13 protein-coding genes are annotated in these 14,474 nt (G+C 63.3%); 9 read left to right on the top strand and 4 right to left on the bottom strand.

What is annotated here, in order from left to right; all coding sequences use genetic code 11:
• Nucleotides 1-32: 32 nt before the first annotated feature.
• The 4 genes from MESCI_RS12550 to MESCI_RS12535 are packed head-to-tail and all read left to right on the top strand — an operon-like array spanning nucleotide 33 to nucleotide 3,701.
• Nucleotides 33-971, top strand: coding sequence for a MurR/RpiR family transcriptional regulator (locus MESCI_RS12550; protein ID WP_013530319.1), 939 nt, complete (start codon nucleotides 33-35; stop codon nucleotides 969-971).
• Nucleotides 968-1,615: a cysteine hydrolase family protein gene (locus MESCI_RS12545; RefSeq protein ID WP_013530318.1), complete on the top strand. Its 648-nt coding sequence runs from the start codon at nucleotides 968-970 to the stop codon at nucleotides 1,613-1,615. The genes MESCI_RS12550 and MESCI_RS12545 overlap by 4 nt, the downstream gene beginning before the upstream one ends.
• A complete protein-coding gene (locus MESCI_RS12540) occupies nucleotides 1,612-2,934 on the top strand; it encodes a type I glutamate--ammonia ligase (RefSeq protein ID WP_013530317.1) in 1,323 nt (440 codons plus the stop codon). The genes MESCI_RS12545 and MESCI_RS12540 overlap by 4 nt, the downstream gene beginning before the upstream one ends.
• Entirely contained in the window at nucleotides 2,934-3,701 is a 768-nt protein-coding gene (locus MESCI_RS12535) for an N-formylglutamate amidohydrolase (RefSeq protein ID WP_013530316.1), read from the top strand. Before MESCI_RS12540 ends, MESCI_RS12535 begins: the two co-directional genes overlap by 1 nt.
• Before the next feature lie 177 nt (nucleotides 3,702-3,878).
• Here MESCI_RS12535 and MESCI_RS12530 read toward each other — a convergent pair whose 3' ends face one another.
• The 4 genes from MESCI_RS12530 to uxuA all read right to left on the bottom strand — a co-directional run bounded on the left by MESCI_RS12530 (nucleotide 3,879) and on the right by uxuA (nucleotide 9,102).
• Nucleotides 3,879-4,898 (bottom strand): NADP-dependent oxidoreductase, encoded by a 1,020-nt coding sequence (locus tag MESCI_RS12530; protein ID WP_013530315.1) that lies wholly within the window; start codon nucleotides 4,896-4,898, stop codon nucleotides 3,879-3,881.
• Nucleotides 4,899-4,923: 25 nt separating this feature from the next.
• Nucleotides 4,924-6,246: an LLM class flavin-dependent oxidoreductase gene (locus tag MESCI_RS12525; protein WP_013530314.1), complete on the bottom strand. Its 1,323-nt coding sequence runs from the start codon at nucleotides 6,244-6,246 to the stop codon at nucleotides 4,924-4,926.
• A gap of 335 nt (nucleotides 6,247-6,581) precedes the next feature.
• Complete coding sequence (locus tag MESCI_RS12520) at nucleotides 6,582-7,601, bottom strand: isopenicillin N synthase family dioxygenase (RefSeq protein ID WP_013530313.1); 1,020 nt, start codon at nucleotides 7,599-7,601, stop codon at nucleotides 6,582-6,584.
• A gap of 316 nt (nucleotides 7,602-7,917) precedes the next feature.
• Nucleotides 7,918-9,102, bottom strand: coding sequence for a mannonate dehydratase (uxuA, locus tag MESCI_RS12515; protein ID WP_013530312.1), 1,185 nt, complete (start codon nucleotides 9,100-9,102; stop codon nucleotides 7,918-7,920).
• Between the two features lie 99 nt (nucleotides 9,103-9,201).
• Between uxuA and MESCI_RS12510 the strand changes: the two genes are divergently transcribed.
• From MESCI_RS12510 to MESCI_RS12490, 5 genes are all read left to right on the top strand, one after another.
• Nucleotides 9,202-9,987, top strand: a complete 786-nt coding sequence (locus MESCI_RS12510) for an SDR family NAD(P)-dependent oxidoreductase (protein WP_013530311.1) — start codon at nucleotides 9,202-9,204, stop codon at nucleotides 9,985-9,987.
• A gap of 255 nt (nucleotides 9,988-10,242) precedes the next feature.
• A complete protein-coding gene (locus MESCI_RS12505; protein WP_013530310.1) occupies nucleotides 10,243-11,595 on the top strand; it encodes an extracellular solute-binding protein in 1,353 nt (450 codons plus the stop codon).
• A gap of 108 nt (nucleotides 11,596-11,703) precedes the next feature.
• Nucleotides 11,704-12,642 carry a sugar phosphate isomerase/epimerase family protein gene (locus MESCI_RS12500; RefSeq protein WP_013530309.1) on the top strand — a complete coding sequence of 313 codons (939 nt, stop codon included), beginning with the start codon at nucleotides 11,704-11,706 and terminating at the stop codon, nucleotides 12,640-12,642.
• The gene (locus MESCI_RS12495; RefSeq protein WP_013530308.1) at nucleotides 12,639-13,574 is read left to right on the top strand and encodes a carbohydrate ABC transporter permease; all 936 of its coding nucleotides are present in this window, start codon (nucleotides 12,639-12,641) and stop codon (nucleotides 13,572-13,574) included. Before MESCI_RS12500 ends, MESCI_RS12495 begins: the two co-directional genes overlap by 4 nt.
• Nucleotides 13,574-14,473 (top strand): carbohydrate ABC transporter permease, encoded by a 900-nt coding sequence (locus MESCI_RS12490; RefSeq protein ID WP_013530307.1) that lies wholly within the window; start codon nucleotides 13,574-13,576, stop codon nucleotides 14,471-14,473. The genes MESCI_RS12495 and MESCI_RS12490 overlap by 1 nt, the downstream gene beginning before the upstream one ends.
• The last annotated feature ends 1 nt before the right edge of the window (nucleotide 14,474 follow it).

Raw genomic sequence — 14,474 nt, 5'->3', positions numbered from 1 at the left:
AAAACAAGAGAACACGGATTCCGGGGAGGCCCATGGCGATACGCGATGTTCTGATGCGCGGGGATCTTGCGCTGACGCCGTCGGAGGAGAAGATCGTCCGACTGCTGTTGACGGACTATCCGACCTCCGGCCTCGGCACCGCCTCATCGCTCGCCCGGCGCGCTGGCGTCAGCGATCCAACCGTGGTGCGGCTGGTGATGAAGCTCGGCTATGAAGGGTTTCCGGATTTCCAGGCGAGGCTTCTGGCCGAAGTCGAGGCAAGACTGCACTCGCCGCTGCTGATGATGGAGGCCAAGCGGCAGAGCGGTTCCAACGACAGCGCCGTGCTGGCCTATCTCGATAGCGTCACCACGGCCTTGCAGAAAGCCACCGCCGCGACACCCGTCCAGACATACGAGCGGGCGGCCCGCTTGCTGATGGAGGCCAAGGGCGAGGTCGTGCTGGTTGGCGGCCGGTTCAGCCGCCACATCGCCGGCATGCTGGCCGGCTATCTCGTGCAGTTCCGCTCCGGGGTTCGCGATCTCGGCGTGCTCTCTCCGCAGATCTTCGACACGCTGGCCGACCTCGGCCGGCGCGACGTGCTCGTCGTCTTCGACTACCGCCGCTACCAGCTCGATGTGATGGCCTATGCAAAACAGGCGGCGGCCCTCGATGTGCGCATCCTCCTGTTCACCGACCAATGGCTGTCGCCGATATCAGATCTCGCCGAAGTCACCATCGTCAGCCCGCTCGAAGTCGCCTCACCTTACGACACGCTGGCGCCGGCGATCGCACAGATGGAAGCGCTGGTCGCCCATATCGTTTCGACGCTGGGCGACGAGGCCCGCGCCCGCATCGAGCGACTCGAAAAGGTGCGGCATGCCAATGCCGTGACGCTCGACAGCGACCCGCAAGAGAACGGCGCGCGCAAAACACCCGGCCCCCGCAAGACACCGGGACCCAAATCAGTAAAGCAGGACGACAAAGCATGACCCAGGCCCTACCCAAACGAGACGAAGCCTTCCGTGCCGGCGAAACGGCACTGCTGCTCGTCGACATGCAGCGCATCTGGCTGGAGCCGGGCGCCGATCCATCGCATCCGGAACGCGGCCCCGATCATTATTTTTACCGGCAGACATCCTCGCAGACGATCCCCAACCAGGAGCGCCTGCTGGCGGCGGCGCGGGCCAATGGCGTCGAGGTGCTGCACACCATCATTCAGAGCCTGACCGAAGACGGCCGTGAGCGCTCGCTCGACCACAAGCTGACACCGATCCATGTTGCGCCCAGTCTCCCCGAAGGACTGCCGGTGGCATCGCTGGCGCCGGTTGGCGACGAGATCATGCTGCCGAAGACGTCGTCGGGCATCTTCAATTCGACCAATGTCGACTATCTCCTCAAGAACCTCGGCATCCGCTATCTCGTCGTGGTCGGCGTGCTGACCGATCAATGCGTCGACATGGCGGTGCGCGACGGCGCCGACCGCGGCTATCTTGTCACCTGCGTATCGGATGCCTGCGCCACCATCACCCAGGAACGCCACGACATCGCGCTCAAGGCCTTCGGCGGCTACTGCTGGGTGGCTGACACCGACACGGTCGTCGACCGCTTCAACGCTTTGGGAAAACCGGCATGACATCGACTGTCGAGCCTCTGGTTGCCGTCGTCACCACGGATCTCTCCGCCGTCACGCGGGGCCGTTTCGTTGCCGAAAGCAAGTTGCAGAAGACCGCCACGACCGGCGTCGGTTGGCTGCAGGCCAATCTGTCGCTGACACCGTTCAACTCGATCGTCGATCCCAACCCCTGGGGCTCGTCGGGCGACCTGCGGCTGATCCCCGATCTCGAGGCGCGCTTTCGCACGACACGCACCGGATCGGCAACGCCGTTCGACATGGTCGCCGGCGACATCGTCGAGCTCGACGGCAGCCCATGGCTCGGCTGCACCCGCACGATGCTCAAAGACGCGCTGGCCGATTTGAAAGCCGCAACCGGCCTGTCGGTCATCGCCGCCTTCGAGCATGAATTCAACGTCGCCGACGGCGGCTTCGCACAGGCGCATTCAATGTCTTTCGCCGCACTGCGCCGCGCCGACCCTTTCGCGCCCAATCTGATGGCGGCGCTCGAGGAAGCCGGCGTCGCGCCCGAGGTGGTCATTGCCGAATTCGGCGACGAGCAGTTCGAGGTGACGCACGAGCCGGCGGACGCGCTGACGGCGGCCGACCGCGCCGTCGCCATCCGCGAAATCACGCGCGAGTTGGCGCGCAATGCCGGCTGGCGTGCGAGCTTCGCCCCCAAGACAGCGCCAACCGCCGTCGGCAACGGCGTCCACATCCATTTCAGCTTCGTCGACGAGGCCGGCAAGCCGATGACTTACGATCCGGCACTGGCGGGCGGCCTTTCCGCCAAAGCGGGCGCCTTCTGTGCCGGCGTGCTGCGCCATCTGCCTGGGATGACCGCCATGACGGCGTCGAGCGTGTCGTCCTTCTACCGGCTGAAGCCGCACAGCTGGAGTTCTTCCTACACCTGGCTTGCCGACCGCGACCGCGAGGCGTCGCTGCGCATCTGCCCGACGGTGACGATCGGCGGACGGGATCCGGCGCGGCAATACAACATCGAATACCGGGCCGCCGACGCCACCGGCAATCCCTATCTGTCGCTGGCGGCGATCATCCGCGCCGGGCTGGAGGGGCTGGAGGCGGGCCTGCCGTCGCCACCTTTGGTCACCGGCGACCCGACACTGATGAGCGAGGCGGAGCGGGCAAGTCTTGGTCTGGTGCGCCTGCCCGAAACCCTGCCCGCGGCACTGGACGCGCTGCTGGCCGACGGCACCGTGACGGGATGGTTCGCGCCCGTCTTCATCGAAACCTTCGTCGGCCTCAAGCGACATGAAGCCGAGCGTCTTGCCGGTCTCGATCCGGCCTCCATCTGCGATCTCTACCGGACGCTCTATTGATGACCGCAGTGACAAAAAAAGATTGGCCCGAGGCCGTCGAGGCCCTCAACGAGCACGGCCGTTCCGATATCGTGCTGTTGTGCGAGCATGCGTCCAACCACATGCCGGTCGAGTATCGACAGCTTGGCCTCGATGCCCACCATCTGCAGCGCCACATCGCCTGGGATATCGGCGCCGCCGAAGTGACCCGCCTGCTGTCGTCGAAGCTCGATGCTCCGGCCTTCCTCAGCGGCTATTCGCGGCTGCTGATCGACCTCAACCGGCCACTGGGCACGCCAGGCAGCATTCCGGTACTGTCGGAAGACACCGACATTCCCGGGAATGTCGGCATCGATGCGGCGGAGCGGACCCGGCGCGCCGAGATCATCTTTTCGCCGTTCCATGACCGGGTGACCGCTTATCTCGACCGCCGGGCACAAGCAGGCCGGCAGACGCGGATCGTGACGATCCATTCTTTCACGCCGGTCTTCCTCGGCGTCAGCAGGCCCTGGCATGCCGGCGTGCTGCATGACCAAGCAAGAGGTCTCGCCGAAGCGATCCTTTCGGGCCTGCGCACCGATGCGGCGCTCAATGTCGCGGCCAACGTGCCCTATGTAATCAGCCGCGACGCCGACTACGCCGTGCCCATCCATGGCGACGATCGCGGCATCGCCGCCGTCCTCGTCGAGATCCGGCAGGATCTTTTGTCGACACGGTCCGGCATCGAGGAATGGGCGGACCGGCTGGCGGCGGCACTGCCGGCACTCGAGACAGAAACCGAGCCGTGAGCAATCCAAGCCTGCGCGAGCGCGACGCCGCGACCATCGCCCAGATCGGCAAGTTGCGTTTCTCGCCGCTCAGCGTCATCGGCAACCGGCTGATCGGCGGCTGCTGGCAATCACGCCCCGCGGCCACGGCTGCGGCAGAAATTACCCAAGCAGCCCCGCCTGATCGTTGCGCGGCATTTATTCCGCGATACGCACGATCAGCTTGCCGAAATTCTTGCCATCGAGAAGGCCGAGAAAGGCCTGTGGTGCATTTTCGATGCCATCGACGATATCTTCCCTGTAGCGGACGCGGCCGGACGATATCCATTCGGCCATCTCACGATAGAAGGCCGGGCGCTGGTCGACAAATTCACGCTGGATAAACCCCCTGATCGTCAGGCTGCGGTGCAGCACTTGCTGCATCAATACCGGCAACCGGTCGACGCCGGCATCCGCGATGACGTTGTACTGCGCGATCAGCCCGCAGACCGGCACACGCGCAAATTCGTTCAGCAGCGGAAACACCGCGTCCCAGACAGGACCACCGACATTCTCGAAATAGATGTCGATGCCACCGGGGCAGGCTGCCTTCAACTGCTCGGCAAAATCATCGGCACGGTGATCGACGACCGCATCGAAGCCGAGTTCGTCTCGCACGAAGGCGCACTTGTCGGCACCGCCGGCAATGCCGACGGCACGCGCGCCCTTGATGCGCGCGATCTGGCCAACGGCCGACCCGACCGCGCCGCTGGCGGCCGCCACGACGACCGTCTCGCCAGGCTTCGGCTGCCCGATGGTGAGCAGACCGGCATAGGCCGTGAAGCCCGGCATGCCGAGCACGCCAAGCGCCGTAGTGATGGGTGCCGCAGCGGGATCCAGCTTGCGCAGCCCGACACCGTCGGACAAGGCAAAACTCTGCCAGCCGGAATGGGACAACACGATATCCCCTTCGGTAAATTCCGGGTGGTGAGAGATCACGACGCGCGCAACGGTACCGCCTTCCATCACGCCGTCGACATCGACGGGCCTGGCATAGGATTTCGTAGCGTTCATGCGCCCGCGCATATAGGGATCGAGCGACAGATAGAGGATCTGCAGCAGCAGTTCGCCCTCTCCCGGCTGGACGACATCAACCGTCTCGATGCGGAAATCATCCGGCTTTGGCCGGCCTTGTGGCCGCGCCGCGAGCACGATGCGGGTGTTGGACTGGATCGACATCGAAAATCTCCCTGCGAAGAAGGCTCTACTCGAAAAACCGGTTGGGCGGACGCTTCAGGCCGAGATTCTCGCGCAGTGTCGACCCTTCATATTGCCGCCTGAAGATCCCTCGCCGTTGCAATTCCGGCACCACCTTCTCGGCAAAATCATCGAGCCCGGCGGGCAGGTATGGAAACATGATGTTGAACCCGTCGGAACCCTCGCCGATCAGCCATTCCTCCATCTCGTCGGCGATTGTTTCAGGCGTGCCGACAAAAGCAAGGCCGGAATAGCCGCCCAGCCTTTGCGCAAGCTGCCTGACGGTCAGGTTCTCCTCGCGTGCCAGTTCGATGACGCGCTCGCGGCCACTCTTCGAGGCATTGGTCTCGGGGATTTCGGGCAAGGGCGCGTCGGGATCAAAACCGGACGCGTCATGTCCGATGGCGATCGACAGCGAGGCGATGCCGCTCTCGTAGTAGACGAGACTGTCGAGCTTCGCCCGCCTGGCCTGCGCGTCCTCGACGCTGTCGCCGACAACGACAAAGGCGCCGGGCAGGATCTTGATGTCGTCACGCGACCGGCCAAGCCTTTCCGCACGGCCTTTGACGTCGGCGAAGAAGCGCTGCCCCGCCGCGAGATCGGCATGGGCGGCGAAAATGACCTCCGCTGTCTCCGCCGCCAGTTGGCGTCCTGCCTCCGAGGCGCCGGCCTGCACGATGACCGGCCAGCCCTGGATTGGCCGCGCGATGTTGAGTGGGCCGCGCACCGAGAGATGCTCACCCTTGTGGTCGAGCACATGCAGCCTGGCCGGGTCGAAATAGAACCCGCTTTCGGCGTCGCGGATGAAGGCATCGTCGGCAAAGCTGTCCCACAGGCCGGTGACGACATCGTAGAATTCCCGGGCCCGCCGGTAGCGCTCGTCATGCTCGACATGCTCGTCGAGGCCGAAATTGAGCGCCGCATCCGGATTGGACGTGGTGACGATGTTCCAGCCGGCGCGTCCGCCGCTGATATGGTCGAGCGAGGCGAAGCGGCGGGCAACATGATAGGGCGCGTCGAAGGTGGTCGATGCGGTGGCGACCAGCCCGATATGGTCGGTGACGGCGGCGAGCGCCGACAAAAGCGTGAACGGCTCGAACGAGGTGACCGTGTGGCTGCGCCGCAGCGCCTCGATCGGCATGTTGAGAACGGCCAGATGGTCGGCCATGAAGAAGGCGTCGAACTTCGCCGCCTCCAAGGTCTGGGCGAAGCGCTTCAGATGCGCGAAATTGAAATTGGCGTCGGCATAGGCGCCCGGATAGCGCCAGGCGCCGGTATGCAGGCTGACGGGGCGCATGAAGGCGCCGAGGTGCAATTGTTTTTGTGTCATGAAAGTCGTTTCGACCGATCGATACAGTCGAGCACTAGCGCTCGAATCCTAAACTCAGGATCGGACGGTCCGCGCAACTCGGGAAGATATCCTGTTCCTCCACACCGGCCTTTTGCAGCATAGGTTTTGCGCTGTCCGGGACCAGGACAAAAAATGGCCGGGCTCGAATGCGGCCCGGCCAAAAGAAGGTTTGAACCTTCAGAGGGGAACACCGTCCAGCGGAATGGGAGGAAACCGCTAAACGATTTTACCTTTTTGCGCCTATCTCGAAGCCTTGGCGACGAATGGCATTCCAAAAAACATATGAAACGGCAAAAATTCGTGCAGAGCTGAGCTCACGAGCCCGCCGCTCCGGCCTGGAGAAGATCGGCATAATGGCGGCGTGCCACGTCGGGATGGGAACGCAGTCGGCTTTTGAGCACATTGGTGCCGACATCGCGGAACAAGGGGTTGTCCGGATCGCTTGCCGGCCCGCGCGCTTCGGCCGCCAATTCCTCGGGCAGGGTCAGAAGCGGTATGGTCGCGTCCAGCCGCGCACTGAAGAAGAAGGGAACGGAGATCCGCTCGACGCCGGCAGGCGGCGTCACGACGCGGTGAACGGTGGCACGCAAATACCCATTCGATGCCAGTTCGAGCAGTTCGCCAATGTTGACGACCAGCGTTCCAGGGAGCGGATCCACATTCACCCAGCTTCCGTCATATTCGACCTGCAGGCCCTTGTTGTCGTCCTGCAGCAGCAGGGTGAGGAAACCGCCATCCTTGTGCGCGCCGACGCCCTGGTCGCCTTCGGTCGCGTCACGGCCGGGATAACGGACGATCTTCATGCGATGGTTGGGCGAGTCCCGATAGATCGCGTCGAAGGCGTCCTCGGGCTGATCGAGCGATAGTGCGAAGGCTTTCAGCAGCCGAATGGCCACCGCGGTCGCCTTGGCCTGCCATGCAAGCAGTGCCGGCTTGAGCTCCGGCAGTGCAGACGGCCACTGGTTCGGCCCCTGCAGCCGTGTCCACGGTGCAATTCCAGGTCCCTGCGCTATGGGCTGGCGCTCGACGCCGATGTCGAGTTGCTCACGCCAGTCGGCCGCGCCCTTGGTCAGTTCGCCGCCGGCGCGGGTGTAGCCGCGGAACTGCTGGGACTTGACCATTTCGATGGCCAGCTTGTCGGCCTCCGGCAACGCGAAGAACCGTCGCGAGGCATCGAGCACGTCGTCGATCTCCGGGGCGGAAATTCCGTGGCCGCTGAGATAGAAGAAGCCAACGTCCCGGGCTGCCGTACGCAGGTCCAGGAGAAAGGTACGATACTCGGACGCACCTTGTTCGAGGCGGCTCAGGTCAAGCACCGGCACAATTCTGGGCATGGTCAGCTTCCTTCTTTTCTCTGCCCTGGCTTAGGAGAAGTAGAAGCGACCACCGGCAAGAGCTTCGAGCATGAATGCATCTCAAAGTGACACGCAAGGCGTGCCGATCAAAGCAACAGGAAGTCCAATCCGGGCCGGATGGAAGAACGTCAGCGCTGCATATTATGACCTGTCGGCAAATAATTTCCCGACAAGTGCTTTACCCGCCATGCCTCTCGTGGACCGCACTTTCCAGTGCGACAGCGTATAAGTCGCAGCGGAAGCGCAATCGCGCGTGATCGTCTGTAAATCCCGCCAGCCGACCGGCAAGACGGCTTCAAGCCAGCTCGAACCGCTCGATGGCGCGCATGATGCCGCGCAGCTCGGCGAGGCCCTTCAGCCGGCCGATCAGCGAATAGCCGGGGTTGATCCTGGTCTTGCCGATGTCGTCGGCAAGCAGATGGCCATGGTCTGGTCGCATCGGAATGCGCCAGTCGGCACGGCCTTCCCTGCGACGGCGCGCCTCTTCCTGCATCAGAGCGAGGATAACATGCGCCATGTCGGTGCCGCCTTCGAGATGCTCGGCTTCGTAGAACGAGCCGTCATCCTCGATGGTGATGTTGCGGAGGTGGACAAAGTGGATGCGGTCGGCGAATTCCTTGACCATGGCGACGATGTCATTGTCGGCCCGCGTGCCATAAGAGCCGGTGCAGAACGTCAGGCCGTTGGCGGGGCTGTCGACGGCGTTAAGGATGAAACGCGCATCCTCGGCTGTCGAAACGATGCGTGGCAAGCCATAGAGCGAGAAGGGCGGGTCGTCGGGATGGATGCACATGCGCACCCCCTCCTCTTCGGCCACCGGAATGATCTCGCGCAGGAACCAGGCAAGGTTTTGGCGCAGCTCCTTTGGTCCGATCGCATCGTAGTCCGCCAGGGCCTCGCGAAAACTGTCCCTGTCATAGCTGCGCTCGGTCGCCGGCAGGCCGGCGATCAGGTTGCGTTCGATCCTGTCGATCGCTTCGCTGCTCAATTCCTTCAGCCGCGCTTCCGCTTCGGCGATACGGGCAGCGGTATAGCCGGCTTCGGCATTGACGCGCTTCAGCACGAACAGGTCGTAGGCTGCGAAATCGATGGCGTCGAAACGCAGCGCATAGCCCGTCGTCGGCAGCCGATAGGCGAGATCCGTGCGGGTCCAGTCGACCACCGGCATGAAATTGTAGCAGACCGTCGCAATGCCGGCCTTGGCGAGCGCGCGGATTGAGTCGCGATAGTAGCCGGCGTAGCGCTCGCGTTCCGGCGCGCCGATCTTGAAGGAGTTGTGGACCGGAATGCTCTCGACCACCGACCATGTCAGGCCGGCGGCCTCGATGACACGCTTGCGCTCCAGAATGCTCTCGAGCGGCCAGGCGCGCCCGTCATAGATATCGTGCAAGGCGCTCACCACGCCGGTCGCACCGGCCTGCCTGACATGATCGAGCGTTACCGGGTCGTTTGGTCCATACCAGCGCCAGCACTGTTCCATTGCCGCTTCCTTCTGCGAGAGGATGGCAACCTATTGTTGGACCACAATGGGTGTCAAACTAGGAACCGGTTTCGGACAGCGAATGAAGGAGTTTTCCCAATGAAGGATTTCGACGGCAAGGTTGCCTTGGTGACGGGGACAACCGGGATTGGCCTCGCAACCGCCAGACGCCTCGCTGCAGGGGGCGCCGCGATCATCGCCTGCGGCATCGACCGCGCGGCCAACGCTGCGTTGAAAGCGGAACTGGAAAGCTCCGGAGCCGGGGCGCTGGTGATAGGCGCCGACGTCTCCGTGCCCGATCAGGTTCGCGACGCGGTCGCGGCCGGCGTGGAGCGGTTCGGCGGCCTCGATATCGTCGTCAATTCGGCGGCGGTGCATCCGTACGGAACCGCCGTCAGCACCGATTTCGAGACCTGGAACAAGGCGATGTCGGTCAATGTCGGGTCGATCTATCTGACCGCGCATTTCGGCATCCCGGAAATGGTCCGCAGGGGCGGCGGCGCCATCGTCAACGTCGCTTCGGTGCAGGGCTTTGCCTGCCAGCAAAACGTCGCCGCCTATGCCACCACCAAGGGCGCCATCCACACGCTGACGCGTGCCCTGGCCCTGGACCATGCGCGCTCCGGCATCCGCGTCAATTCCGTCAGCCCCGGCTCGATCCGCACTCCGATCCTGGAGAAGGCCGCCCGCGGCGAGAACGGCACGGACGCCGATGTCGAGGCCGCCTACAAGCGCTTCGGCGAAGCGCACCCCATCGGGCGCATCGGCGAGCCGGAGGAGGTGGCCGAACTTATCGCTTTCCTGTGTTCGTCGAAGGCCGGCTTCTGCACTGGCGCGGACTACAAGATCGATGGCGGCCTGACCGCCGGCATCGGCGTGAAGTAGATCGCGAATGGGGCTTGGCCTTTAGCGGGAGCGGCCGGCATCCGACAATTGGTTTGCCGAATTCTTGCAGATCAATGCTCAAGCAAATCGAACACCGCACGGGCCACGCCGAACACGAAAGGGGGCGGTGCGATCGATGAAATAATAGGCATTCTTGCCGATTGACAAAAACATCAACAGGCGACCAAGATCATATGACCATCAACGATATTGGTCCCGAGGTTGCCCCTCGGCATTGGCGTAAAGGAGAGCCAGATGCCCCTTCAGCAGAGAGTGACCCATCGTCCGAAACAACGTCCCGCCGCTCCCATCCTTGCCGCCGCACTGCTAGGCCTCGGCCTGATTACAGTGCCCGGCATCGGCCACGCCGAAGGGATCACGCTCAAGATTTTCGGCGGCTCGGCGCTCGACGAACTCGCGCCGCGTCAGCCGCCGGACGAGCAGAAGAAAATCCAGCAGCAGGTTATCGACGGCTTCCTCAAGGCCAACCCCGACGTCGCCGCGATCGAGTGGGATGCCCAGGGGCCACAAACCGATTCCATTCAGCGCGTGATGACCGCAAAACTTGCAAATCAGGAAATGGATCTGATCGCCTGCCCGGCCTTCTACACCAATGGTGCCTATGTCAGGCGCAAACTGGTGATGCCGATTACCGACAAGATCAAGCCGTTCCAGGACAGGATCGACGCCGCTGCACTTGGCGCCTTCACGGTCAACGGGCAAGTCTATGGCGTGCCGATCTCGACGCTGTCGACATCGACGATCTTCTACAATGTCGATCTCTTTCAGAAGCTCGCCATTCCTGTCCCGCCAACCTATGACGACCTGAAGGCAGCCGTGCCGAAGTTCAAGACCGCGGGCGTGATCCCTTTGCTGCATCAGGGCTCGAACACCGTGATGTGGCCGATGTGGTACTTCGAGACCTTTTCGCAGGCATCGGGCGACCCGGTCGGCAAGACGCAGAAGAACCTCGAGGGCACGGCGAAGTTCACCGACGCGCCCGATGTCGAGGGGTTCAAGCTGATCAAGCAATGGGTCGATGATGGCATCCTTTCCAAGGATTCGCTTTCCGTCGACCAGGACGGCATGCGTGCGGCCTTCGCCGCCGGCAAGAGCGCCATGTATTATGGCGGCACCTGGGAAATTCCGTCGCTCCAGTCGAGCGTCAAGGACTTCAAATGGGGCGTCTTCGCCTTTCCGAAAATGGACGGAACGCCGGGCGCGCCTGGCCATGGCGGCGGTGCCGACAACGGCATGTGCGTCGCCTCCTCGATCCCGCCCGAGAAGCTCGATGCCGCGGTCAAATTCATCGAATATCTGACACGGCCTGAAGTCGCGACGCTCTACCTCGCGCCGGAACAGCCGATCGCGGCCTCGATCAAGGGCGTGCCGCAGGTCGACGATGCCTATGCCGTCGAACTGCGCAAGCAGGCCTTCCCGAACACGATCAAGTTCCTCGACTGGATCTGGCCATCGGAGGTCGCGAGCGCCACGGCTTCGGCAATCGCCGGCATCGTCGGCGGCACCACGACGCCCGAAGACGCCGCCGCATCGATCCAGACCATCTTCGACGACCTCAAGGCCCAGGGCAGCTGGCCGCCCAAATGAGGCCCTGAAGTAGCGCCTGCAAGCGAGCGCCCATCCAGCCGGGCTGATGCCAGGAAAGAAGAACAGAGGCTGCCTGCTTCGGGCAGCCTCGCCCATCGGAGAGAACACATGACGACACATCGCGCCGAACGGCAGCGCTTCTCGATCGGTTACCATCTGAACAGCTGGGACCTGACCGGCCTTCCGCTCAGGCCAGCCATCAAGTTTCTCGCCGACCAGGGCTTCGGCTGGTTCGAGATCCTCGCCTTCACCAGCCTGTCGGACCAGTACGCCCGCAAATACATGCAGCTCGGCAATCAGGCGCCGATGGGGGTGACCACCGACACCGACATCTTGCGGCGCTATGCGCTGCTGTCGGAAGGCCAGAGCGAATATGGCATCAAGCTCTCCTCCTTCTACGTCAATGCGATCTTCACCAACCCCGTCGCCTGGCCTTATGAACGTGACGTGCTCGTCGGGCTGACCAGGATGTTGAAGGGCTTTGGCTCACCGGTGCTGGTTCTCGGCGGCGGTCCCTCGGAAGCCGCTGCCGGGGCGCACACGGCCGACGACTACCGCGCCTTCTGCCGGGCGCTCGAGGATATCGGCAGGCGGACGAAGGACCTTGGCATCGAGACGGTCTATCACCCGCACCTCGACACCTTCATCGAGCGCCGCGACCAGCTCGATCGCATGATGGATGAATTGGATACCAACCTCGCTGGCCTGTGCATCGATCCGGCGCATCTCGCCCACACCAATTCCGATCCGGTCGACGCGGTCAAGACCTACATTTCGGCCGTGCGCTATATGCATTTCAAGGACACCAGGGTTGATCCGGCGCTGAAGGGCTATGACCGCTATGGCGCCTTTTGCGAGCTCGGCGCCGGGGTCGTCGATCTTGCCGGCATCGCCGACGCCCTGCTGGAGGCAAACTACGATGGCCTCGCCATCATCGAGCTGGATGCGTCCAAGAAGACAGCAGAGCAAAGCACGCTCGAGAGCATCGCCTATATCAGGGACACGCTCGGGCTGGTGCTGACCCCGCAAGGCGCGAAGGCCACATGAGCACGCGACCGCAAGAGGCGGCTCCTGTTTCGAGCCGATCCGGCACCTGGCGCTTCGACGCCGGGGACGGGGCTACGGCCTTCGTCATGATCCTGCCCGCCGCGATCCTCTTCGGTCTTTTCTACCTCTGGCCGTTCGTCAACGGCTTCTGGCTCAGCCTGCACAATTGGGACGGGTTTTCCGACCCGACATGGGCGGGCTTTTCCAACTACATGCGGCTGGCGCATGATCGCACCTTCCTCGGCGCGCTGCGCAACAATTTGATTTTCGTCGTTGCCGTCGTGGTCCTGAAAAACGCGCTCGGCCTCGGGCTGGCGCTGCTTCTGAACCGGGCGCTGCTTGGCCGCGCCTTCTTTCGCGCCGCCGCCTTCATCCCGGTGACGATGTCCTTCGTCGCCGTCGGCCTGCTCTGGTCCTGGATCTACAATCCTGTCTTCGGCCTGCTCAACAGCGGGCTCGATCTCATCGGCCTCGCCGGGCTGAAACGATCATGGCTCGGCGACGCCGACATCGCGCTCTACTCGATCATCGTCGTCGATGTCTGGAAATGGCTCGGCTTCCATGCCGTCATCTATCTGGCCGGGCTGCAGACGATCCCCTCGGAGCTTTATGAATCGGCGAAGATGGACGGCGCCGGCCCCTTGCAGCGCTTCCGGCACGTCACCGTTCCGATGATGACGCCGATCATCTTCATCAACACCATCCTCGGCCTTTCCGGCGCCTTCGTGCGCAATTTCGACATCGTCTATGTCTTGACCAAGGGCGGCCCGAACCACGCCACCGAAGTGGTGCTCACCTACATGATGAGCAAGGCCTTCCAGGACGGCGCCATGAGTTACGCCGCTGCGATCGGCTATGTTCTCTTCATGATCGTCGGGCTGGCCAGCGTCGGCCTGCTGGCCCTGATGCGGCGGCAAAGGCTCGACGTCTGATGAGAGCCGCCAACCTTTCGCTGAACGATGGCGCCGCCGGCTCTCGCCGTCGCGGGCTCATGCAGCGCCTCGGCATGCGCGGCATCCTCGAACTTGGCGGCATCTATGCCGCGCTCATTCTCGTGCTCTTCGAGACCCTTTATCCGCTGCTTTGGGTGCTGTTCGGTTCGCTCAAGACCAAGCAGGAAATGCTCAGCAATGTCTGGGGTCCGCCATCGAGCCTGGTGCTGCAGAACTATGCCGATGCCTGGCGGATCGCCGGCATGGGATCGCGCATCGTCAACAGCATCTTCGTCACCGGCTCGGCATTGATCATCCTGGTGGCCGTCGCGACGCCGTGCGCCTATGCGGTGGCGCGTCTTCGTTTCCCCGGACGCGGTCTTGTGGTCGCAGTCGCGGTTGCGGCCATGCTGGTGCCGCCGCAGGTGATGGCCATTCCGCTGTTCCTGGTGGCGCGCGATCTCGGCCTGATAAACAGCCGGCTCGGCATTGCCTTCATCTATGCCGCGACCTCGCTGCCGCTTTCGGTCTTCATTCTGCGCAGCTTCTTCATCACGTTGCCGGCCGACCTCGAAGATGCCGCGCGCATCGATGGCGCCAGCCGGCTCGAGATCCTGATCCACATCATGCTGCCCCTGGTGCGGCCGGGCGTGGCGCTGATCCTCATCTTCGGCTTCATCGAGATCTGGAACGATTTCTTCCTGGCCTTCCTGCTGTTGCGCGACCCTTTGGTGCAGACCATCCCGCTTGGGCTGGTCAGCTTCTTCCAGCAATACGACTCGCTCTGGACGCTCTATTTCGCCGCGTTGACGATCACGACACTGCCGGTGATCGTCGTCTTCGTCGCCATGCAACGGCAGTTCATCGCCGGCCTGACGGCCGGCGCCGTGAAGGGTTGAC

Source organism: Mesorhizobium ciceri biovar biserrulae WSM1271, assembly GCF_000185905.1.
Lineage (GTDB): Bacteria > Pseudomonadota > Alphaproteobacteria > Rhizobiales > Rhizobiaceae > Mesorhizobium > Mesorhizobium ciceri.
Note: the sequence above shows the minus strand (reverse complement) of the source record. Positions and strands in the feature narration are given on the sequence as shown.

What these genes read in the sequence shown, in the direction of transcription:
- MESCI_RS12520 (WP_013530313.1), bottom strand. Translation starts at nt 7,601, where the DNA reads ATGCCCAGAATTGTGCCGGTGCTTGACCTGAGCCGCCTCGAACAAGGT.
- MESCI_RS12500 (WP_013530309.1), top strand. Translation starts at nt 11,704, where the DNA reads ATGACGACACATCGCGCCGAACGGCAGCGCTTCTCGATCGGTTACCAT.
- MESCI_RS12545 (WP_013530318.1), top strand. Translation starts at nt 968, where the DNA reads ATGACCCAGGCCCTACCCAAACGAGACGAAGCCTTCCGTGCCGGCGAA.
- MESCI_RS12535 (WP_013530316.1), top strand. Translation starts at nt 2,934, where the DNA reads ATGACCGCAGTGACAAAAAAAGATTGGCCCGAGGCCGTCGAGGCCCTC.
- MESCI_RS12510 (WP_013530311.1), top strand. Translation starts at nt 9,202, where the DNA reads ATGAAGGATTTCGACGGCAAGGTTGCCTTGGTGACGGGGACAACCGGG.
- MESCI_RS12505 (WP_013530310.1), top strand. Translation starts at nt 10,243, where the DNA reads ATGCCCCTTCAGCAGAGAGTGACCCATCGTCCGAAACAACGTCCCGCC.
- MESCI_RS12495 (WP_013530308.1), top strand. Translation starts at nt 12,639, where the DNA reads ATGAGCACGCGACCGCAAGAGGCGGCTCCTGTTTCGAGCCGATCCGGC.
- MESCI_RS12540 (WP_013530317.1), top strand. Translation starts at nt 1,612, where the DNA reads ATGACATCGACTGTCGAGCCTCTGGTTGCCGTCGTCACCACGGATCTC.
- uxuA (WP_013530312.1), bottom strand. Translation starts at nt 9,102, where the DNA reads ATGGAACAGTGCTGGCGCTGGTATGGACCAAACGACCCGGTAACGCTC.
- MESCI_RS12490 (WP_013530307.1), top strand. Translation starts at nt 13,574, where the DNA reads ATGAGAGCCGCCAACCTTTCGCTGAACGATGGCGCCGCCGGCTCTCGC.
- MESCI_RS12550 (WP_013530319.1), top strand. Translation starts at nt 33, where the DNA reads ATGGCGATACGCGATGTTCTGATGCGCGGGGATCTTGCGCTGACGCCG.
- MESCI_RS12530 (WP_013530315.1), bottom strand. Translation starts at nt 4,898, where the DNA reads ATGTCGATCCAGTCCAACACCCGCATCGTGCTCGCGGCGCGGCCACAA.
- MESCI_RS12525 (WP_013530314.1), bottom strand. Translation starts at nt 6,246, where the DNA reads ATGACACAAAAACAATTGCACCTCGGCGCCTTCATGCGCCCCGTCAGC.